Here is a 21,589-nt window from a genome sequence, read left to right as displayed (position 1 = left end):
TCGCGGGGCGGGCCGTGTCATGGATCGAGCGGAGAGACGAGGGAGCGGCCGAGCAGGTTGTAAAGGGATGGCAAAGTCATCGGGCGTGCGTCTTTCGAGGCTCTTCGGTTAACGGGAGTTGACGTACCGGTGTGGCGGGAACGGCGAATGCGCCCGGTGTCGGTCCACCACCCGCCCGCGGTCCCGACGGTGATTACTTTTGGGCCGTGCGGACACAGCAGCAGTCAGGGGACGGCCGGACGGCGGGTTCCCAGCGGGCGCCCCTGACGGCTCGCACCCCCGGACCCCCCTCGCAGCCCCTGCTCGCCTTCCAGCAGTCCGCGGGCAACGCGGCCACCGCGCGGGCGCTCAGGCACCGGCAGGACGGGATGTCCCGGCCCGCGCCCCGGCAGCGGCCGGCCGCCCCGCCGCCCGGCGTCCAGGAGAGCGAGCGGGGATTCACCCTGCCGCCGTACCTGACGGACCTGACGGCGGCCGGGCTGTCCACGGCGTACGGGCTGACCGGGCACGACTTCGTCCGCACCACCGTGGCCGCGGCCGTCGGGCACGAGGACGGCACGGTCGCCGACATCGCCGCCGAACTGGCCGGGCGGCCGGAGAGCTTCTTCGGCCGGGGCCGCGCCTTCGCCGTGCGGGGCAAGAACGGCAAGGAGTGGTTCGACGTCACCGTCACCGTCTCCCCCGCGCCCGACGACCGGCCGCCGGTGTTCCACCCCGGAAGCGTCCTGGGCGAGGTCGGACCGGACCCGGACGGGGCACCCCTGGCGGAGCTGGACGACGCCGAGGGCAAGGACACCAAGGTCGACGTCCAGCACAACACCGCGGCCACCGTGAGCAGCACGGCCGGCGGCTCCTCGGGCAAGGGCGCGGGAGGCATGGCCTTCGGGCTCGCGCCGGTCGTGCCGGGGCTGTGGCTGGGCGGCGCCGCCACCGGCACCGTCCAGCCCTGGCAGTCCTCGCGGGAGTCCCGCGGCCAGAAGAACGTGGCCGAGCCGCGGGTGCTGCGCAGCGACAAGGGCTCGGTCGAGGTGCCGCGAAGGGTGCGGTACGGGGTACGGATCAAGAAGCACGGCGGGCGGGACGAGCAGACCTCCCAGGGCCCCGGCACGCTCACCCAGCGGGTGCCGACCGAGCATCTGATCCCGGCCGGCACCGGGGCGCCGCGCACACCGCGGCCCGTCGGTGAGGACACCGCCCGGCAGGTCTCGCTGGCCGACTCCATGGCCCCGGTGGGCGTGGCCGACACCGCCGCCCCGCACCAGGGCGGCGGCGGGCTCTTCGACGCGGTCGCCTCCGTCCTGCACCCCTCGCTGACCGCGCCGGGCGCGCCCGGCCGTGCCCGGCTGTACGAGGCGACCTCCACGGCGACCGTCCTGGAGGACCTGCCCCGGCTGCTGCGGGACGGCGTGACCGGCGAGGACCTGCCGTCCAAGGACGGCGGTACCGTGGGCAGTTACCGCATGCGGGCCGCGATCACCGGGCTCTCCCCCGCCTGGGGCACCGGCAAGACCCAGCTGCGTACCCACCAGCAGACCCAGCACTCGGTCACCGAGTCCGCGGGCAAGGGGCGTGCGGCCGCCGGCGGGCTGGGGCCGGCGATCGGCGTCGGCGCGGCCGGGAACGCGGCCGTCGTACGGGGCACCGCCATGCCGGTCGCGGCCGCCCGCAGTGCGCGGTTCACCGTGAACGAGCAGACGGTGTCCAGCCGGCAGGGCGCGGAGGTCCGGGGCGAGAAGGTGCTCTACTTCGCGACCGTCAGGCTCACCGTGGAGGGCACCGGCCCCCGGACGGCCGGGATGGTCCTCGACCCGCGCTCCCGGGTCGCCGGGCACACCATGAACGTATGGCTCGGTCTGCGCGCCGACGAGGCGCGGTCGCTCGGGCTGCCGCTGCCGCCGGGGGTGACGGCGGGCGAGTTCGTCAAGAAGCCGGACGGGGAGGACGCCGAACGTCATCTCCCCTTCGGCGGCATGGGATCGAGCGTCACCCTGAGCCGGCTGGACACCGGTCCGATGGTCAGGGCCGTCGAGGAACTGTTCGCGACCGATCCCCGGCTGGCCGGCTATCTGCCCGCGTTCGGGGCCACCCCTGCCAAGTCGGTCCCGAGCAGGGAGGAGGCGGAGACCCAGCGGCGCAACCACCGCGAGCTGATGGCCGCCCTGTCCGAGACCAACCTGCGGGTCAACAAGGACCAGTTGCTGTCCACCGGCATCCGGGTGCGGCTGCGCCGCAAGACCACCCTGCACGCGCACGACGTGCGGATACGGGTCAAGGGCGCGCTGCGCGAGACGGGCTACCTCGGCGAGATCGACGACTGGCTGGTGCGCAGCCATTCCGGTGTCACCAGCAACGCGCAGAGCGGGCGGGGCAGTTCGCGGTCGATCGGCGGTCTGGTCCTCGCGCAGGCCCGGCTGGTGCCCGGTGTGCTGACCGGGTCGGCCCGCTACGAGAGGCACAGCGCCGGCACGCGCCGCAACCAGGCCGGCCCCACCACCCGTACGGACGTCCTCACCAACGGCTCGGAGAAGGCCGGCGCCTTCGGGGCGGCCCTGCGCCTGGACGTGGACGTCACCATGACCTCGCGGCAGCGCAAGCTCGCCCGCGGCATCACCCCGGGCTCGCCGGGTCAGGACGCGCCGGAGCCGAAGCTGCTGGCGGGCTTGAGCATGGGCGAGCAGGACGTACGGCTGCTCACGCCGGCGGAGTTCACGCTGGACGCGGAGGGGCAGCGGCGCCAGGAGGCGGTGCGGGAGCGGCGTACGGCTCGGGCCGCCGCCCCCGAGCACGACTTCGCCGCCGCGGGCATCGGCGACCTGGCCGCGCTCACCCCCTGGCCGGCCGTCGGACGGGCGCTGCGGGACTGGCAGCTGGTGGAGACGGTCGGCGACGGGCAGCCCGTCCGGGACCTGGCGTTCCAGCTGCTGTCCCGGGCCGCCGCCCGCGACAGGGGCCTGCGCGAGGATCCGGCGCTGGCGACGGAGGGGCTCGCCCCGCGGCAGACGATCGAGGAGCGGTTCAGCGCGCAGGCGATCACGGCGTCCCTGCGGCAGGCCGCGTCCTCGGGCTGGGTGGTCAAGAACCTGCGCTACCCGCGCCGGCTGGCCGCGCTGAACGGGGCGGTCGGCACCCGGCTCACGCTGACCAACCCGAAGTTCCTGCACCGGGGCGCGGGCCCCGGCACGGAGACCTTCGTGCTCGGCGGCCACCAGTCCGCCGGACAGCAGGGGCACAGCACCACCAGCACGGTGCAGTTCGGGGCGACGGGCTCGGAGAACGGCCCGCAGTGGCGCACCGGCCAGGGCCTCGCGACGTACCGCACCTCGGGCCGGGGCGGCGCCGAGGCCGCCGGCGTGTCCGGCACGGTCGAGCGCAACGCCCACACCCCGAAGAAGGCCCCGCTCTACCTGGTCCAGTGCGACCTGCTGGTCAACATGGTCGCGGAGGTGAAGGTCACCGGCGGCGGCCCCTATGTGACGAAGGCCGCCCGGACCCTGCCCGCCGCGGCCGCGGTGTGGCTGACGGAGGCGCAGTTGCCGGCGGCGATACGCCGGCAGCTCGGGCTCGACGCGCAGCCGGCTCCGTCCGGCCAGGACAGGGCCGCCGCACGGGACGCGGGTACGTCCACATCGCCCTCTTCATCCTCCTCGGCCGCGCCGGTCCGCTCCCGCCCGTCCCTCGCGCGGAACCTTCCCCTCGGCTTCGGCATGATCGAGGACCTGCCGAACTTCGTGCCGCTGCTGGAGCGGCTGCGGACGAGGCTCGCGCAGTCGAAACGGCAGGACCTCGCCGACGACCTGCTGCCCAGGCAGCAGCTGGGGGACCGCAACGACAACGTGCAGCGGCTGCTGCGCGTCCTGGACCGGGACGGTTCGGCGGGGCTGCTGTCCAGTGCCATGGACGGCGGGGTCACGGTCGAGCTGTTCGACGGGCGCAGGACGCCCTACTGGGCGGTGTTCAGGGTCGACCGGGTCGGTGACGGCGGCCCCGGGGGCACGGCGGACGACGGCCGGGACATGGAGTACATCACCTCGGCCGTCGCCCAGCGGGCCCGCTCCCGCGACGAGGGCGTGGTCACCGGGGTCGAGGGCGTCCTCGCGGGGTCGGGCCGGCCGGACGGCGGGGCGGGCCAGTTGAAGAGCATGGGCGGTGCGGCGGGCCTCGGCGTCGCCTCCGCCGGTGCTCGGCGCGACGGTGCGGTGAGCCGGGGCCAGCTCGGCATGAAGACGGTCGCGGAGGCGAAGACCGCCAAGGCGGCCAGGATGAACGTGCCGATCCGGGCGAGCCTCGAACTCCACCGGGGCGGCACCCGGGTGGAGACGGCCCAGCTGGCCGGTCTTGCGCTGACCCACCGGGTCCTGGAGAAGGACCTGGCGGCGCTCGGCCGGGTGGCCGCGCCCCGCCAGGACGCGCCGGACGCCGCCCACGGGTCCCGCGGCGGCCCCCCGGCCGACGCCGGCACCTGGCGCGCGGCCGGCCTGCGGCTGCCCATGGAGGCCCAGGTCAACGGATTCCAGGGGGCGCCCCGGGTGCGGGAGCTGGTCACCTCGGCGGTCCGCGCGGCGGGCGGCGGTGACCGCTTCCGGGACAAGGGGCAGGCCGCCGCGTACGCCCTGAACGAGGCGGTCTCCACCGAGTGGCTGATCGCGGCGCTGCCGCTGCTGACCTTCGCCGGGGCGGACCTGCCGCCCGTCCACGCGACCGGTGTCGAGGGGCAGGACCTGCGTGCCTCGCTGCACGCGCGGCTGCGCGCCGGGCGGGTACTGGGCACCGGCGACAAGATGACCTTCGAGACGGTGGGGCAGAGCCACCTGGACGCGCCCCGTCCCACCCAGACGGACGGCCAGAGCTCCGCCGACCACGGCAGGCAGGGGCGGGGGCTGTTCGGCGCCGGTCTGCTGAACGCCGACGAGTTCCGGCTCAACCAGCTGATGGGCAACACCGGCGGCTCGGGCGGCGCGACCGACGCGGCGGTGAACTCCTCCGGCTCGATGCCGCTGCACAAGCCCAAGGCGACCTCGGTCCTGGTGCAGTTCACGCTCGACGTCAGGGTGGTGGCCGAGGTGACCGACCGGGTACGGTCCCGCCGCAGGTCGACCGCCGTCCGGGAGATCACCCTCCCGACGCCGGTGGTGATCCGCATGCCGGAACCGGTGGTCCGCCGTCTGCTCACGGCCCAGGGCGCCCTGCTCCAGGACCCCGACGACCGGCTGGGCCTCCGGAAGGCGGCGGCACCGGCCCCGCCGGTGAGTTAGGGCCCGGACAGGCCCTGGGACCGGAGCCGGGAGTCCGCGTCCAGCGCGGCGCGCAGTTCGCCCCGCCGCCGTATCCCCAACTTCTTGTAGACGTTCGTGAGATGGGTCTCCACGGTGCGCCGGGCGAGGTGCAGCAGGGCGGCGATCTCCGTGTTCGTGCGGCCGTCCGCGGCCAGTTGGGCGATGCGGCGCTCGCTGCCGGTGAGGGCGCCGGAGCCGGTGCGGGCGGTGCCCGTACGGCGGGCGCCGCCCTCGCGCAGGGCCTCCTCGGCGAGTGAGCGCAGGCGTGGCACGGCGAGCCGCTCGGCGCGTTCGGCCGCCTCCCGCAGGCCCTCCCGGGCCCGGACGCGGTCGCCGGCCGCGGTCAGCTGCCGGCCCCGCGCGACGAGCGCGGCGACCAGCTCCGGTTCCGTGCCGGTACCGGCGTCCCGCAGCAGGCGTACGGCCTCCTCGGCCAGCTCCAGACCGCGCCGGCCCCCCGTGACCGTGCCGAGCACCCGTACGGCGCGGCCCACCGTGCGGGGCGTGCCCCACACCCTGGCCAGCCGCAGCTCCTCCTCGGCGAGCGCGAGCGCCTCCCGGGGGCTGCCGAGGGCGAGCCGGCACTCGGCGGCGGCCGAGCGCCAGGGGGTGACGACCGGGCTGACCACCTCGCGGGCCGACTGGCGGCGGCCGCACTCCAGGAAGTCGTGCAGTGCCCCGGCGGCATCGCCCGCGGCGGCCCGCTGCACGCCCCGCGCGTACAGGAACCGGTTCAGCTCCCAGGAGTCGGGCGCCGCGTGCAGGTCGAAGCCGTCGGCGAGCCGCCGCGCCTCGTCCGTACGGCCCTGTTCCACGAGTGCGATCAGGGTGAGGGCGTGCGCGTTGGCGGGCCCGGTGTCCGCGGTCACGGGCGGTTCGGCGGGCAGCCGCCCGTACTCGCCGCGGGCCGCCGCGATGTCGGCCCGTGTGTTGAGCAGCGCCTCGTGCATCGGGTGCAGCAGATCGGGGCGCTGACCGGCCAGGCCGCGGTCCACGAGCCGGTCCGCCTCGTCGAGTTCGTCGGCCCACTGGGCGACCGCGGCGGCCGTGCCCAGCAGGAAGGGCTCGGTCAGCGGGTCGGCGGGCTCGGCGAGCAGGGCGCGCACCTGCTTCATCGCGTCGTCCGCCGAGGTGAGCCCGGCGGTGGCCGCGTGCCGGACGAGCAGGGCCCGGGTGGCCGGCCCGATCAGCTCGGGCGAGCGTCCGGCGGTGTCGCACAGCCCCCGGTAGACGTCACGGCGGATCGTCTGGTCGTGGTCGGAGAGCAGCGCGGAGGCGCTGTGCAGGAGACCCGCCAGCTCGGGCCGGTCGGTGAGCTGGCCGTCCATCGTGCGCAGCACCTCGACGGCGGCGCGGGCCCTGCCGCGCCCGGCCAGTGCGGTGCCGAGGGCGAGGGCCGCCCGGACCCGGTCCTGCGGGGCGCCGGGCAGGCGCAGGGCCTCGCTGAGCCGGGAGATCCCGGACGCGGTCCCGGGGCCGGCGCACTCCAGGGAGCCCAGCTCGGTCAGCAGCCGCTGCCGACGCTCGTCGGGCAGCGGCTCGTCGAGGGCCCGGCGCAGGTAGGCGACGGCGGCGTCGGAACGGCCGTCGCGCAGGGCCAGGGCGGCGGCGTCCTGGAGCACGCCCGGTGCCCAGGGGTCGCCCACCGGGCCGGACAGCAGCAGTTGCCGGGCGACCGTCTCGGTGGGGACGCCTCGGTGCAGCATCCGCTCGGCGGCCTGCCGGTGCGCCGCGCGCCGCCGGGCCGCGGGCACGCCGGTGAGCACCGCGTCCCGCAGCAGGGGGTGGGCGTACCGGGCGCGGCCGTCGGCGTCGGGGGACAGCACGCCCAGGCCGGTCATCGCGGTGAGCCAGCCCGTCACCCGGGCCGGGTCGGTGTCCGCGAGCTCGGCGAGCAGACCGCCCAGGCCATCGCCGGTGCAACCGGGGTCGCCGCCCGCCGTGCCGTCCCAGCCCTCGTCCAGGGCGGCGAGCGCCCGCGCCACCTCCGCCGTGCCGGGCCCCGCGCTGTCCAGCCACCACGACACGGCCGCCGGGTACGCGCCGGGGTACAGCGCGGCGGCGGTCTCCGGCACGGCCGGGTGCCGGTCCGGGTCGCCGAGGTCGTCGAGGAGGGCGTGCAGCAGCATCGGGCTGCCGGCGCCGGCCCGTACACAGCCGTCGACCCATGCCCCGGTGGCCGCCGGGACCCGGGTGCGTACCAGTCCGGCCGCCGCGTCCGCGGTGAGCGGGGCGAGGGTGTGGGTGTGGACGAGGGCGGGCGAGAGGGTGTGGGTGAAGCCCGGTGCGGGCGGGTCGATGTCGTACTGGCTGCGTTCGGTGACCGCCAGCAGGACCGGCATACGTAATCGGTCCACGTGCCGGGCGGACTCCACCAGCCAGCGGTACGAGGGGGCGTCGGCGAGGTGGACGTCGTCCACGGCGATCAGCAGCGGGGACTCGTCGGCGTACTCGCGCAGGACCCGCCACAGCAGGGCGGCCTGCTCGCGCTCGTCGCCGGTGCCCTCCGGCTGCCCGAACCGCTGGAGGGGGCAGAGGAGTTGGTGCGCGATGGCGAAGGGAACGGTGGCGTCGCCGGGTGAGCAGCGGGCGCGCAGCACCCGCATGCCGTGCCCGGCGGCGGCCTGGGATGCGGCCTCCAGGACGGTGGTCCGGCCGGTGCCGGTGGCCCCGCGCAGCAGCACCAGGCCGCCGCTGCCGGCCCGTGCGCGCGCGACCCCGGCCGCGAGCAGCGCGGTGGCCTCGCGGTGTTCGCGCGGCTGGTCAGCGTGCGGTCCGGACATCCCTGCCTCCTTGCTCGGACGGGTCACCGTCGTAGACGTCGTGGTCGTCACAGATGTCACGGAGGGCATCCGGGTCTCGGACGTGGCGGCCGTCACAGACCTCGTGGTCGTCGTACCGCCGATCTCGTGGTGCCGCTCGTGGTGCTCCACGATTGCGCGCGTCCCTCCCACCCCAGGAGTGTGGGGAACGCACGCCTGCCACCGGTCCCACAGAGGTGGCACGCACGTGGACATGGGGGAAACGCTTGCTCAGCTCATCGCGGACCACGCATCCCGGCACGGCCGGCTCCGCCGAGCGGATACCGGTGGCGGTGCACGCCCCGGACCCGATCCTGCGCGAGGGGGTGCTGAGCCAGTTGCGCAGATACCCGGAGATCGAGCTCAGGGAGGAGTCGGGGCCGGGCACGGTGGCGCTGCTCGTCGACGACGTGCTCGACGAGGCCGCGCTGACCCGGCTGCGGCGGCTGGTGCGCAGCGAGGGGGCGCGGGCGGTGCTCGTCGTGCGGGCCCTGCGGGAGGCCGAGCTGCTCGATGTGATCGAGTGCGGGGTGGGCGCGATCGTGTGGCGCCACGAGGCGACCGCGACCCGGCTGGTGCAGGCCGTGCTGGCGGCTGCCCGCGGCGACGGCGACCTGCCCGCCGATCTGCTCGGCCGGCTCATCACCCAGGTGGGCACGCTGCACCGCGGCGCGGCCGGCCGGCCGGGCGCCCCCGCCTCGGGCCTGACTTCGCGTGAGGTGGACGTGCTGCGGCTGGTCGCCGAGGGGTTCGACACCGGAGAGATCGCCAGCAAGCTGTCCTACTCCGAACGGACCGTCAAGAACGTCATGCACGGGCTGACCACGCGGCTGCACCTGCGTAACCGGGCACACGCCGTGGCGCACGCCCTGCGTGAAGGCTACATCTGACCGAACGGGCATCCGATACCGACCCCTTGGGCATTCCGCTCTGCCCCGGGGCCGTCCCCGGCGTGCCTGCGGGGACGGCCGTCTCGGAGGGCAGGATCGGGCAGGGCGGCAGGCGGACGGGCGAGACCGGGTACGGCAGGGCGGGAGCACGACGGTGATCCACGAGGTGGACGAGGTACTCAAGACCCTGCTCGGCGGTGGCGCGCTGACCGGTTCCGGCATCGACGTCGCCTTCGACGCCCCCACCCGGGACTGGGCCGCCCGCCGCAACGCCCCCACGATCAACGCCTACCTGTACGACATCCGGGAGGACGTGAACCGCCGCCAGCGCGGGCACATCCCCGTGCTCGACGAGCGTGAGGTGGTCGTCAAGCGCCGCCAGCCGCCGCGCTGGTTCCGGCTGTCGTACCTGGTGACGGCGTGGACCAAGCAGCCGCAGGACGAACACCGGCTGCTGTCCGCCGTGCTGGCCACCCTGATCCCGCGCGAGCTGCTGGCACCGTCCGAACTGCCCGGTGCGCTGGGCGCGCTGGGCATGGCGGTTCCGCTGTCGGTGGCGGGTATCCAGACGGAGTCGCGTTCCCTGGCGGAGATCTGGTCCGCGCTCGGCGGTGAGCTGAAGCCGTCCCTCGACCTGGTGGTCACCGCGCCCTTCCCGGCCTTCCCCGAGTACGACGCCGGGCCGCCGGTCACCGAGGGCGCGGCGGTCCGCGTGCGCACCATGGACGGCGTCCCGGCCGAGGCGGAGGAACGCGCGCACCGGCCCCGGCAGGTGTCGGCGGCCCGGGACGCCCGGAAGGCGGCCAGGCGTCGTGGCGGGGCGGGCCGGGCGACGTGACCACGTGGACCCCGGCGTACGACGTGCCGGCACCGGCGTCCGACCCCGCCGCCCCGCTGCTCGCCCGCCTCGCCGTCCTGCGCGACCGGGTCGCCCTGCTGGTCGAGCACCGCTCGGCCGACGACCCCACGGCCACCGACCCCTTGCGCGGCCTGTACCTGTCGGAGGAAGCGGTACGGCATCTACTGCGCCCGGCGGAGCCCCTGCCGCCCGGCCTGCCCGGCCCCGCCGAACCACCGGACGACCGCCTGGCGGCCCTGTCCGCCCGCCTCGGCCTGACCGAGCTCGACGCCGCCCTGCTGCTGATCGCCCTCGCCCCCGACCTGGACCGCACGTTCGAGCCGCTGTACGGCTACCTCAACGACGACGTCAGCAGGCGGCGGGCCACCGCCGCCCTCGCCCTCGACCTGTGCGGGATTCCCGCCCACTCGGCGGGCGCCCGGGGCCGGCTGCACCCCTCGGCCCCGCTGTGCGCGCTGGGGCTGCTCGTGGTGGAGGAACCCGAACGCCCCTTCCTCGGCCGCTCGTTGCGTGTGCCCGACCGGCTCGTGGCGCACCTGCTGGGCGACGACACGCCCGACGCCGTGCTCGCCGGACAGCTCCATCCGCTGCCGACGCCCCCGCCCTCGTACGACGACGATCCCGGCGACGACCCCGGCGACGGCTCGGGCGACGGCCCCGGCGACGAGGGCGACTTCACCCGTTTCGCGCACCGGCTGGCCGCCCGGCTCGCCTCCGGTCCCCCGCTCACCGCCTATCTCCGCGAGGGCCGCGAGGGCGACGGGCTGGTCTGCGTCGCCGAAGCCCTGGACAGGGCGGGCCTGCCCGCGGTGCGCTTCTCGGGATCCGAGGACCGTGTGCCCGAGCTGCTGCGGGAGGCGCGGCTGGCCGGGCACGCCGTCGTCGTGTCCGGGCTGCCGGACCGGCCCGGCGCGCTGCTCGGGGAGTTGCGGGCGGCGTCCGACGTCACCGTCCTGATCACCGGCCCACGACCGTACGATCCCCAGTGGTGCGACCACGACCCCCTCGTCCTGGAGGTGCCCCGGCGCCACGCGGGGGCGGTCGGCACCTGGTCGGCGGTGCTCGGGGAGGAGCCCGGCTTCGACCTGGCGGCCACCGTCGCCCCGTACCACCTTCCCGACGACCGGATCGCCCGCGCCGCCCGCGCCGCCCAGGGCCTCGCCGGTTTCGAGGGCGCTCCGCTCTCCCCCACCCACCTGCGCGTCGCCGCCCGCCAGCAGTCCGCCTCCGGCCTGGAACAGCACGCCCGCCGGATCCGCCCCGCCGTCGACTGGACCGACCTCGTGCTGCCGGACCGCCCGCTGACCCAGCTGCGGGAGCTCGCCCTGCGCGCCCGGCACCGCGACCGGGTCCTCGGCGACTGGCGGCTCAGCGCGGGCGGCGGCCGGGGCCGGGGCGTGCTCGGCCTGTTCGCCGGCGAGTCCGGCACCGGCAAGACCCTCTCCGCGGAGGTCGTCGCGGCCGAACTGGGCCTCGACCTCTACGTGGTCCAGCTGTCGTCCGTGGTCGACAAGTACGTCGGCGAGACCGAGAAGAACCTCGAACGCATCTTCACCGAGGCCGACCGCACGGACGCCGTGCTGCTCTTCGACGAGGCCGACGCCGTCTTCGGCAAGCGGTCCGAGGTGAAGGACTCCCACGACCGGTACGCCAACATGGAGAGCGCCTACCTGCTCCAGCGGCTGGAGTCCTTCGACGGCATCGCCCTGCTCACCACCAACCTGCGCGCCAACATCGACGAGGCGTTCACCCGGCGGCTGGACCTGGTGGTCGACTTCCCCTTCCCCGACGCCGGGCAGCGCCTCGCCCTGTGGCGGCACTCCCTGACCCACGTGCCCTGCGCCGACGGCATCGAACCCGGCCCGGTGGCCGCCGACTTCGAGCTGGCCGGCGGCTCCATCCGCAGCGCCGTGGTGACCGCCGCGTACCTCGCCGCGGGCCGCGGCGGCACCGTCACCGCGGCCGACCTCCTGGAAGGCGCCCGCCGGGAGTACCGCAAGGCGGGACGCCTGCTGCCCGGCGAGGGCGCCTGGTGATCAACCGGCGGTGGGGTGCACGATCAGCCACTCCTGGTCGTCCTCGTTGGAGCAGTCGAAGAGCGTGAGGTTGGTGTCGTCGCCACCGGTGCTGTAGCCGGCCACGTCCAGGCACTTGTTGTCGCTGGCGAAGTTACGGATCCAGTAGGCGCCGCTCTGCTGCTTCTGCACCCACCACAGCTGGTTGTCGGCGGTCGTGCCGTCGCAGGTGAACTCGGTGATCGCGGTCCTGGTGGGCTCGGCCCCGTAGTAGGGCAGGTCCATGCAGAGCTGGTCCTTGACGTTGCGGATCTGGAAGAGGGCACGGCCGCCGGGGCCGCCCTTCGCGTACTTCACCTCCAGGTTCCACAGCTGGTTGTCGTGCGTGGTGCCGTCGCAGGTGAACTCGCGCACGGGGCCGTTGATCGTGCCCTTGTCGTAGTTCGGGATGTCCGCGCACTTCTTGGTGGTGGTGTTGCGCAGCAGGATGTTCGTCGCCGGCACCACGGGCGTCGCGGGCTTCTTGGACGGGGCCGGTGCGCTGCCGCCGCCACCGCCGCCACCCGAACCTCCGCCGCCGTCGCCGCCCTTGTCGCCGTCGTCGGCGGCGGCCGGTGTCCCGGCCGCGGCGGACTCGGGCGGGGCGGCCGAGGTGAGGGCCGGGGTGGGTGTCGGCGACGGGGCGAGGGTGGTGCCAGCCTCGACGGTCTTCTCGGTGGCGCCGGTGCCCACATTGGGTTTGTAGGCGATCCACAGCATCACGAAGGTGACCGCAAGGGCCGTGAAGACACCGAAGAAGGTGGCCAGCCAGCGCGGCAGGAACCCCCGCTGGACGTAAGTCCCCTCCACGGGAAGCGGGTTCGCGCCCGAACGCTGGACGGCGAGCGTGTACGGGCGTTGCTCCTTCGCCCCGAACCAGATGATCTTCCGCGGCTTCAGCGTCGCCTTCACGAACGCGGCACGGCCCGGCTCGATCTGCACATTGCTCGGGTGGATGTCGTACGACAACTGATCACCGTTGTCACTGCCGCTGACCGAAGCCGTCAGCTTGCTGTTGCCGAGGTTGTCGATCGCCAGGCGGGGCCGCCCACGGAAACGGCCCTTCACCGTCGGCGGCACCAGCTCCGCCCGTACCTCCGTGAAGGGCGTGATGGTGAGGTTGCCCTCCGGAACGGTCGTCGCCTCGGGGTGCTCGGTCGGCGTGATCCGCACCGCGTACGGGTTCGGTCCCGCCGTCGCGTCCGGGGTGCGCGGCGGGGCGAACGTCAGCTCCACCGTTCCGGTCGTCCCCGGGTACAGCCGCAGGGTCTGCGGTTCCACCGTCGTCCAGGGAGCGACCGGCCCCACCGGCTCGAAGCGGTACTCGTCGACCACGTCACCGGTATTGCGCAACCGCAGCCGCACACGCGTACTGCCACCCGGATCCACCGTCGCGGAAGCGGGCTCGAGAGAGGTCCAGAGAGTCATGCCTTCACACCGTCAGCTTGATGGCTTCGAGCCGACGCGAGTTGTCGAAGTGGCCGGCGGTGTTGAGGTCGGGGCGCGCGTTGTTGCAGGTCTGGTCGTCCCAGTTCTGGTCGCTGATCTTGACCGTGCTACAGGCCTGCCCGGAGCCGACGTTCCATACGAAGGTCACCATGTACGGGTCGTCCGCCTTCGTGCTGCCGATGTAGTTGTCCTTGCCGTCGGCGACGATGGCCGTCCAGCTCGGCTTCCACTTGCCCTGGCCGTTGGTCGACTGGGGGTCGTACACCATGGCGGTGCCGGCGGAACCCTGGACGCCGTACACCGCGACGTTGAGTTCCTTGATCGCCTTGCCCTGTCCGACCGTGCCGGCGACGGTGCCGTCGCACACCGGCTTCTGCCAGCCGTCGTCCTGGACGTAGGCGCGGTAGCAGACGTGCCGGCCGCTGGGGTCGCTCGTCGCCAGCCGGTTCACCGCGGTCGCCGCCGTGTCCGCCTTGGGTTTGGCCGTCACCGTGGCCTTGGCGCCGCCCCCGCCGTCCCCGCCGCCGGACCCGCCCGCCCCGGCCGTGGCACCGGCGTCGGGGGCCGGCGGCGCGCTGGTCATGGCGGGGGCCGGCGGCAGCGCCGGCGACGCGGTCGCCGAGGGGCTGGGTGCGAGGGTGGTGCCGGCCTCGACGGTCTTCTCGGTGGCGCCGGTGCCCACGTTGGGCTTGTAGGCGATCCACAGCATCACGAAGGTGACGGCGAGGGCCGTGAAGACACCGAAGAAGGTGGCCAGCCAGCGCGGCAGGAAGCCGCGCTGGACGTAAGTCCCCTCCACGGGAAGCGGGTTGGTCCCCGACCGGAGCACGGACAGCGTGTACGGCCGCTGCTCCTTCGCCCCGAACCAGATGATCTTCCGCGGCTTCAGCGTCGCCTTCACGAACGCGGCACGGCCCGGCTCGATCTGCACATTGCTCGGGTGGAGGTCGTACGACAGCTGGTCGCCGTTGTCACTGCCGCTGACCGAAGCGGTGAGCTTGGTGTTGCCGAGGTTGTCCACCGCCAGGCGGGGCCGCCCACGGAAACGGCCCTTGACCGTCGGCGGCACCAGCTCCGCCCGCACCTCCGTGAACGGGGTGATCGTCAGGTTCCCCTCGGGGACGGTCGTCGCCTCGGGGTGCTCGGTCGGGGTGATCCGCACCGCGTAGGGATTCGGACCGGCGGTCGCGTCCGGCGTACGCGGCGGGGCGAAGGTCAGCTCCACCGTCCCCGTCGTGCCCGGATAGAGCCGGAGCGACGGGGGCTCGACGGTGGTCCAGGGCGCTATGGGCCCCACGGGCTCGAAGCGGTACTCGTCGACCACGTCACCGGTATTGCGCAACCGCAGCCGCACACGCGTACTGCCACCCGGATCCACCGTCGCGGAAGCCGGTTCCAGAGAAGTCCACAGGCTCACGCCGCGACGCTAGTCCGGGTGCGGTGCGGGCACAGCGGACGCGTGGGCAGAGTTCGCGGCACAAGGGCCGTGGACATTGCCCTTGCGGACATCCGGAGTGCCGCCCCGTCTCAGGTCCGCGGCGCGCGCGTTCCGGTGGCCGTCAGGATGAACTGTGCGTAGGAGTCTGCGTTCATCAGTGCGCGCTGTCCCATGGCGTACCAGTTCGGCTGCTTCGCCGGGGAGGGCTCGTCCTTGCCGGTGTAGGTGCCCGGGTCGCGGACGGCACGCTTGCCGAGCATCGCCGCGTCCCGTGCCGCCGCCTGGTCCGGCATGACCGTGGCGAGGTCCGCCTCGTACCCTTCCTCCTCCAGCTCCTGGTCGTACGGGCTGTACTGGTAGTCCAGGGTGCCGGCGAACCGGTGCGTGGCCTCGTGGATGACGTACCAGGCGTTCTGGCCCTTCTCCGTCAGGTTGATCGGGCCGGAGCGGGCGTCCGTGCCGGGCAGGTCCTCGCTCTTCTGCTGGTTCGGATTGAACACCCGGTTGGAGATGTCGCGCGCGCTGGGGGCGACCCAGCCCGCGACGTCCTTGGGGGTGCCGGTTCCCTCGCCGATCAGGGTGATCTCCGCGCCCGCGGAGTTCAGGCCGGCCTGGATGCGGCGCACGACCTCGATGACCCGGGGCACGAACACGGCGATCTGCTGGGGCGTCGCACCGCGGAACGCGGGGAAGCCCGACCGGAGTCCGGCCAGCAGCGGGCCGCTGGGGCTGCCGTGCGCCGACTGGAGCATGGCCAGCACCGCCGCGATCTTCTCCTTGGCCTCGACGACGGCCCGGCGGGTCCGGGACTCGTGCCGCGCGTAGTCGGCGTCGGGGAAGAGTGCCCTCTTCTCGGCGGAGGTCTCCGACTTGTCGGGGAAGGTCCCCTTCTTGGCGAACGTGACGTTCCCGCTGCCGTGGTGCTGCCGGGTGACGTCGTCGTACCTGTCGCCCGCACGCGGTGTGACATCGGCGCCGATGCCCAGTTGGGCGGAGGTGCGGACGTCGGCGTGGTTGGTCTCGTTCTGCCAGCGCACCTGGAGGCCGCCTTGCGGGTCCTGGAAACTGGAGCCGGGTACGAACTCCCAGACGGTGCGCTGGATCATCGGCGTGGCGTGCCCGCTCCCGGCCGCGGGTCCGGCCGTGGCGTCCGCCCCGGGGGCGCGGATCGGCTGGACGGGCACCGGGCCGCTCATCACCTGCCGGGCCTTTTCCACCGCGTGCTGTTCGCCCGCGTCGTTCTCGTCCGACATGCGCACCCCGAAGCCCGTGTCGGTGCCGGGCACCGGGCCCGCCGTCTGGTCCTCGACATGGGTGAGCTCGTGCGCCCAGTCCTCCTTGGTCATGGTGTCGCCGACCACCACGTTGTTCCCCGACGTGTACGCCTTCGCCCGCAGCTCCGCCGCCGACTCGCGCGCCAGCGTGCCCGTGTGCACGCGCACGCCGCTGAAGTCGGCGCCCCCGAACCGGGCTTCCATCTCCCGCTGGATCGTCGGGTCCATGCCGTGGCCGGGGGATTCGAGCACCTTGTGCACCAGGGCGCGGCGCTGCACCGACGGCACGTGCCCGCAGCCGGCGTCGTGCTCGTGCCGTTCCTCCGCGACCGCGCGCGACACCGCCGCGTTGCCCGCGGTGCGCTGGAGGGCGATCAGTCCGGCGGCGGTGCCGCTCACGGGAGCACGCGAGGTGACCGGGCGGGCCGGACGGCGGGAACCCGCGGCCGGGGTGGTCTGCTTACGGTCCTCCGGTGCGTGCATGAACTACCTTTCGGCCCTGCGGGTATCGGCTTCTCCACGGGTACGTGCCCGGATCCCGGAGGGCAAGGGCCGCGAGGGCAATCCCGGGGGCACTCTTCGCCCGAGCTGCCCCAACGGGCACGTACGGGGGCAACGGCTGTGCCCCCGGGAGGGAACCGGCGGCCGTTTCCCGGGGTGCCGCGCGCGCGTGAGGCTGGGGTCGTTCCTGTCTCGTACCCCGAGGAGAGCAGAGCATGCCGTCCTACCTGTCGCCCGGCGTCTACGTCGAGGAGGTGGCCAGCGGCTCGCGCCCCATCGAGGGGGTGGGCACGTCGGTCGCGGCCTTCGTGGGACTCGCGCCGACCGGTCCGCTGAACGAGCCGACGCTGGTGACCAACTGGAGCCAGTACGTCGCCTCCTTCGGTGAGTTCACCGAGGGGTACTACCTCGCGCACTCCGTCTACGGCTTCTTCAACAACGGCGGAACGGCCGCCTACGTGGTCCGCGTCGGCGGCTCCGCCGAGGGCGCGCCCGTCGACGGCTCGGCCGGCACCGCTCCCGCCGCCGTGGCCGGTTCCGCCGCCCCGGCCGCGCTGCCGCCTGCCGAGCCGCGGCAGCTGGGCACGTTCGCGGTGACGGCCATCGCCCCGGGCAGCAGCGGTTCGCTGAGCGTCGAGGTCGCCGACCCGGAGGGCGAGGGCCCGGCCGAGCGGTTCAGGCTGATCGTCAAGGACGGCGACAAGCCCGTCGAGAGCTTCGACGTGACCGCCAAGAAGGGCGGCCGCAACTACGTCGTCACGCAGGTCAAGGAGCGCTCCAAGCTCATCACCGTCACCGAGGCCACGCCGGCCGCGCAGCTGGCCCGCCCGGACAACCAGACGGTGGCCCTCCCGGCCCCGGCCGCCGCTCCCGTACCGTCGTCCGGTGCGTCGTCCGGCGCTCCGGACGAGTCGCACCCCGGCCCGGCCACGTACCTCGGCGACTCCTCCGACCGCACCGGCTTCGGCGGCCTGGAGGCGATCGACGAGATCTCCATGGTCACGGTGCCCGACCTGATGGCCGCCTACCAGCGCGGCGCGATCGACCTGGAGGCCGTCAAGGCGGTCCAGCTCGGGCTGATCGCGCACTGCGAGCTGATGGGCGACCGGGTCGCGATCATCGACCCGCCGCCGAGCATGAACGCCCGGCAGATCCGCGTCTGGCGGCAGGAGACGGCCGGTTACGACTCCAAGTACGCGGCCCTGTACTACCCGTGGATCAAGACCTTCGACCCGGCGAGCGGTCAGTCCCGGCTGATCCCGCCGAGCGGACACGTCGCCGGCATCTGGGCCCGCAACGACTCCGAGCGCGGGGTGCACAAGGCGCCCGCCAACGAGGTCGTGCGCGGCGCGGTCGACCTGGAGATCCAGATCACCCGCGGCGAGCAGGACCTGCTCAACCCGATCGGCGTCAACTGCATCCGCGCCTTCCCGGGCCGCGGCATCCGGGTGTGGGGCGCGCGCACCCTGTCCTCCGACCCGGCCTGGCGCTACCTGAACATCCGCCGGTACTTCAACTACCTGGAGGAGTCGATCCTCATCGGCACCCAGTGGGTGGTGTTCGAACCGAACGACCACGCCCTGTGGGCCCGTATCCGGCGCAACATCTCGGCGTTCCTGGTCAACGAGTGGCGCAGCGGCGCGCTCTTCGGCCAGCGGCCCGAGGAGGCGTACTACGTCAAGTGCGACGAGGAGACCAACCCGCCGGAGTCGGTCGACGTCGGCCGGGTCGTCTGCGAGATCGGCATCGCGCCGGTCAAGCCCGCCGAGTTCGTGATCTTCCGGCTGGCCCAGTTCACCAGCGGCAACGGGGAGTTGGAGGAGTAGGACTCCCCCGTCGTAGGCGCTTTTCGTACGCCCTTCCCCAGTAGGACCCTCACAAGGACAGCGAACACATGAGTCTCCAGCCGGGTGACGCCCTCACCTCACACAATTTCGGCCTCCAGATCGACGGCGTGATGGTCGAGTACCTGGCCGAGGTCAGCGGCCTCAGCATCGAGCAGGACGTCATCACCTACCAGCAGAACACCCCCAACGGCCAGAACGTGGTCAAGAACCTGCCGGGTGTGAAGAAGAACGGCACCTGCACGGTCGTCCGCGGTATGACACAGTCGGCCTCGTTCACCCAGTGGATCAACGAGTCCATCTCGGGCCAGATGACCACGGCCCGCAAGAACGCCTCCATCATCATGATGGACTTCCAGAACAACCCGGTGAAGCGCTACCACCTGCGCAACGCCTGGTGCAACAAGATCGACGCGAGCACGGTGAAGGCGGGCGAGGCGTCCGCCCTCACCGAGACGGTGACCATCGCGTTCGAAGAACTGGTCATCGAGTAATGCGGCGTACGGCTGCCAGGGCCGGCGGCGCCGTCTCCTACTCCGGCGCGGAGGCGCCGGGGGCGGAGACGGGTGCGGACGTGTCCGGGCCGGGGCCGGAGTCGCTGCCGGCCCCCGCTCCGGGGCACGCTTTGGGGCCCGCCCCCGTGCAGCAACAGGAGTCGCTGCGCACGGAGTTCCCCTTCCAGCTGCCGCGCGGGTACGTCGACGAGGCGGGCACCGTCCACCGGGACGGGGTGATGCGTCTGTCGACGGCGCGGGACGAACTCGTCCCGCTGCGCGATGTGCGGGTGCAGGAGAACCCGGCGTTCCTGTCGGTGGTGCTGCTGGGCCGGGTCATCACCCGGCTCGGCACGCTGCCCATGATGCACGACGGGATCGTGGAGAACATGTTCGCCTCCGACCTGGCCTTCCTCCAGGACTTCTACCGCCAGATCAACGCGGAGGGCCACACCCGGGCCGCCGTGCGGTGCCCGCACTGCGCGGAGCCGTTCGAAGTGGAACTCGGCGGGAGCCGCCTGGGGGAATCGTGACGTACGCGACCGACCGGCTGCACGAGGAGATCGCGTACGTCGCCTACCACTTCCACTGGAGCCTGGAGGAGATCCTGGACCTGGAACACCACGACCGCCGCCGTTACACGGACCAGATCGCGTCCCTGGTGACGCGGGCCGGCGCGGAGGGCTGAGCGGTGGGTTTCCTGGACCGGTTCCGCAAGGGGACGCCTGCCGAGGGCGGGGCGTCCGCGGAGAGTGGGGCTACGGCCGCCGACGCCGCGGTGGGCCCGGCGCCCGCGAGCGGTGACGTACGGGCGGGTGGGCGGCCGGTGGTGGCCCCTTCCTGGCCTGGGCTGCCACCGATCCAGCGGGCCATGGCCCCCAGCCCGGCCGGGGTCGCCGATGCCCGATTCGGCGGGCGGCTGCCGACGTGGCAGAACCCGTCCTTCATGGGCGCGGCGTCCCATGCGGTGCTGGACGGGCGGTCGAGCGCGATGCTCGGCGACACGTTCCGCTCGTCGGCGGCACGACCCGTGTCCGGCCTCGAGAACCCGGCCGGCGCCCTGCCGTTGGCCGGCCCTCCCGGGCAGCCGGTGGTGCAGCGGGCCCCGGCGGTACCGCTGCGGCTGCTTCCGCCGCGGGGGCCGGAGGCGGTGGGTACGGCTGGTACGGCGGGTGGATCGGCCTCGCCTGCCCGTGCGGCCGCGCCGAGGGGGCCGGTTGTTCCCGGCGGTCCTACCACCACGTCCGCGTCCGCCCCGGCCGGCGGTGCCGTGCGTACGGGAGGGCAGGCGCCCTCGGTCCAGCGGGCGAACGCCGGCGGCTCTGTGCCGCCCGCGTCGGGGCGGCCCGCCACGGTCGCCGGCCCGGATGTCCCGGTGGTGTCCCCCGAGCCGCCGTCCGCCCCGGCGGTGAACGCGCCGCTCCCCGTCTCCGGTCTCCGGGTGACACCCGTGCCGGCGGGCTCTTCGCCCCGGCCGAGGTCCCTCACGCGCACGCGCACCGGGGCGACGGCGGTTCAGCGGCGCACACTGCCGGTGGCCCGACGGCTCCCCCCGCCCGCGAGCGGCACGTTCTCGGAGCCGCCGCCGTCGAAGGACACGGGCGGATCACCCACGTCATCCCCGGACAGCGGCCAGGACACGGCCACTCACGCCGCCGAACCCGCGCCCAGTGACCAGAACAGCCCGGCTCACCACACCGAGCCCGCCCCCACCGTCCAACGCCGGCTCGCCACACCCACGAGCGGACCACTCGCGACCCCGACGCCCGGTGGCCAGGACAGCACGGCTCACCGCGTCGAACCCGCGCCCGCGAACGACACGGCACCCAACGCGGCAGCGACGCGGCACCCGAGCCAGCCACCCACGCCACCGCCGAACCACACCCCGGCTGGGGCAGCGCACCACGCCGAAACCGCCGCCACCGTCCAGCGACGACGAGCCGCGCTCACCGGCGGATCACCCACGTCGCCCGCGCCCGGCGGCCCGAAGGGTGCTGCTCAGCGCACCGAGACCGCCCCACCCGTCCAGCGCAGGCGTCCCACACCCACGAACGACACGACACCCAGCGCGCCAACAGCGCGGCACACGAGCGAGACGCCCCCGGGCCACACCCCGCCCGCTACGGCTCACCGCACCGAACCCGCGCCCACCCACCGGCGAACGGCGACGCCGTCCGGGGGCGTCTCGGCGTCCAGCCCTGCGGCGGCCGGTGACATCCCCGTACAGCGATCCCTGTCCGGCGGCCCTGCCCCCGCGTCTACCCCGGGCCCCCGGCCCAGCGCCCCGGCAGCGGACAACGATCACACCGCACCGGCAAAGCTGACCCAGGGTGCGGGCTCCGCCGCCGAGCATGCCCACGGAAGCCTCCCCGTCACGGCCACCCCGTCCCCGGCTCCGCCCGCACCGACCGGCGGCCCCGACGAAACCCTGCCCGTCGTCCAACGAGAGCCGGGCGCCAACACCCCCCTGCCCAGCACCGCTCCGGCGAACAACCACCACGCCGGCACCCCCCACGCCCAGCAAGACCGCCCCACCACAACCGCCACCCCAGCCCCCTCGGCACCGCCCCCGACGACCACCCACCCCGCCGCAACACCTCCCGTCGTCCAACGACAGCCGAGCGCCAACACCCCACTGCCCAACCCAGCTTCGGCGGACAGCCACCACGCCGGCACCCCCCACGCCCAGGCAGACCTCCCCGCCACAACCGC

At 74.0% G+C, this 21,589-nt stretch carries 13 protein-coding genes; 8 read left to right on the top strand and 5 right to left on the bottom strand.

Features of this window, described 5'->3' with window-relative positions:
* Positions 1-206 precede the first annotated feature (206 nt).
* On the top strand, positions 207-5,252 hold the full coding sequence (locus tag ABZ915_RS35570) for a hypothetical protein (RefSeq protein ID WP_361811924.1): 5,046 nt from the start codon (positions 207-209) through the stop codon (positions 5,250-5,252).
* Here ABZ915_RS35570 and ABZ915_RS35565 read toward each other — a convergent pair.
* A complete protein-coding gene (locus ABZ915_RS35565; RefSeq protein ID WP_361811921.1) occupies positions 5,249-8,056 on the bottom strand; it encodes a LuxR C-terminal-related transcriptional regulator in 2,808 nt (935 codons plus the stop codon). The genes ABZ915_RS35570 and ABZ915_RS35565 overlap by 4 nt on opposite strands.
* A gap of 245 nt (positions 8,057-8,301) precedes the next feature.
* Between ABZ915_RS35565 and ABZ915_RS35560 the strand changes: the two genes are divergently transcribed.
* The 3 genes from ABZ915_RS35560 (at position 8,302) to ABZ915_RS35550 (ending at position 11,859) form a co-directional block, all read left to right on the top strand.
* Entirely contained in the window at positions 8,302-8,964 is a 663-nt protein-coding gene (locus ABZ915_RS35560; protein WP_361811918.1) for a response regulator transcription factor, read from the top strand.
* Positions 8,965-9,118: 154 nt separating this feature from the next.
* Positions 9,119-9,802, top strand: a complete 684-nt coding sequence (locus tag ABZ915_RS35555) for a DUF4255 domain-containing protein (RefSeq protein WP_361811915.1) — start codon at positions 9,119-9,121, stop codon at positions 9,800-9,802.
* Entirely contained in the window at positions 9,799-11,859 is a 2,061-nt protein-coding gene (locus tag ABZ915_RS35550) for an ATP-binding protein (RefSeq protein WP_361811912.1), read from the top strand. Before ABZ915_RS35555 ends, ABZ915_RS35550 begins: the two co-directional genes overlap by 4 nt.
* Here ABZ915_RS35550 and ABZ915_RS35545 read toward each other — a convergent pair whose 3' ends face one another.
* From ABZ915_RS35545 to ABZ915_RS35535, 3 genes are all read right to left on the bottom strand, one after another.
* Positions 11,860-13,305: an RICIN domain-containing protein gene (locus ABZ915_RS35545; RefSeq protein ID WP_361811909.1), complete on the bottom strand. Its 1,446-nt coding sequence runs from the start codon at positions 13,303-13,305 to the stop codon at positions 11,860-11,862. It abuts the gene before it with no gap.
* A gap of 4 nt (positions 13,306-13,309) precedes the next feature.
* Positions 13,310-14,743: a hydrolase gene (locus ABZ915_RS35540; protein ID WP_361811907.1), complete on the bottom strand. Its 1,434-nt coding sequence runs from the start codon at positions 14,741-14,743 to the stop codon at positions 13,310-13,312.
* A gap of 110 nt (positions 14,744-14,853) precedes the next feature.
* Positions 14,854-16,521 carry a DUF4157 domain-containing protein gene (locus ABZ915_RS35535; protein WP_361811905.1) on the bottom strand — a complete coding sequence of 556 codons (1,668 nt, stop codon included), beginning with the start codon at positions 16,519-16,521 and terminating at the stop codon, positions 14,854-14,856.
* 233 nt (positions 16,522-16,754) lie between these two features.
* Here ABZ915_RS35535 and ABZ915_RS35530 point away from each other — a divergent pair, with 233 nt between their 5' ends.
* The 4 genes from ABZ915_RS35530 (at position 16,755) to ABZ915_RS35515 (ending at position 19,565) form a co-directional block, all read left to right on the top strand.
* Positions 16,755-18,365 (top strand): phage tail sheath subtilisin-like domain-containing protein, encoded by a 1,611-nt coding sequence (locus tag ABZ915_RS35530; RefSeq protein ID WP_361811902.1) that lies wholly within the window; start codon positions 16,755-16,757, stop codon positions 18,363-18,365.
* A gap of 68 nt (positions 18,366-18,433) precedes the next feature.
* Positions 18,434-18,877 (top strand): phage tail protein, encoded by a 444-nt coding sequence (locus tag ABZ915_RS35525; RefSeq protein ID WP_132856017.1) that lies wholly within the window; start codon positions 18,434-18,436, stop codon positions 18,875-18,877.
* Positions 18,877-19,410 (top strand): hypothetical protein, encoded by a 534-nt coding sequence (locus ABZ915_RS35520; protein ID WP_361811898.1) that lies wholly within the window; start codon positions 18,877-18,879, stop codon positions 19,408-19,410. The genes ABZ915_RS35525 and ABZ915_RS35520 overlap by 1 nt, the downstream gene beginning before the upstream one ends.
* Positions 19,407-19,565, top strand: coding sequence for a DUF6760 family protein (locus tag ABZ915_RS35515; RefSeq protein ID WP_165955685.1), 159 nt, complete (start codon positions 19,407-19,409; stop codon positions 19,563-19,565). Before ABZ915_RS35520 ends, ABZ915_RS35515 begins: the two co-directional genes overlap by 4 nt.
* Here the strand turns inward: ABZ915_RS35515 and ABZ915_RS35510 are convergent.
* A complete protein-coding gene (locus ABZ915_RS35510; protein ID WP_361811894.1) occupies positions 19,514-20,365 on the bottom strand; it encodes a hypothetical protein in 852 nt (283 codons plus the stop codon). The genes ABZ915_RS35515 and ABZ915_RS35510 overlap by 52 nt on opposite strands.
* Positions 20,366-21,589 lie beyond the last annotated feature (1,224 nt).

Origin of the sequence: Streptomyces sp. NPDC046915 (assembly GCF_040644935.1) — a bacterium.
GTDB lineage: Bacteria > Actinomycetota > Actinomycetes > Streptomycetales > Streptomycetaceae > Streptomyces.
Note: the sequence above shows the minus strand (reverse complement) of the source record. Positions and strands in the feature narration are given on the sequence as shown.